The organism is Leclercia adecarboxylata (assembly GCF_035787115.1).
GTDB classification, from domain to species: domain Bacteria; phylum Pseudomonadota; class Gammaproteobacteria; order Enterobacterales; family Enterobacteriaceae; genus Enterobacter; species Enterobacter adecarboxylatus_E.
Window position 1 is genome coordinate 1 of sequence record NZ_JALKTL010000032.1, and the last position, 257, is coordinate 257.

2 rRNA genes are annotated in these 257 nt (G+C 54.5%); both read right to left on the reverse strand.

From position 1 onward, the window contains the following. Window positions 1-97, reverse strand: a 5S ribosomal RNA gene (gene rrf / locus MXM41_RS22715); the annotation flags it as partial. A 65-nt stretch (window positions 98-162) separates the two neighbouring features. Beyond that, window positions 163-257, reverse strand: a 23S ribosomal RNA gene (locus tag MXM41_RS22720); the annotation flags it as partial.

Genomic DNA, 257 nt, shown 5'->3' on the forward strand with positions numbered 1-257 from the left:
TCGCATGGGGAGACCCCACACTACCATCGGCGCTACGGCGTTTCACTTCTGAGTTCGGCATGGGGTCAGGTGGGACCACCGCGCTACAGCCGCCAGGCAAATTCTGTTATCTGTATCAGCTGAAAATTTCTCTCAAACCCACCGAAACAGCTTCGGCGTTGTAAGGTTAAGCCTCACGGTTCATTAGTACCGGTTAGCTCAACGCATCGCTGCGCTTACACACCCGGCCTATCAACGTCGTCGTCTTCAACGTTCCT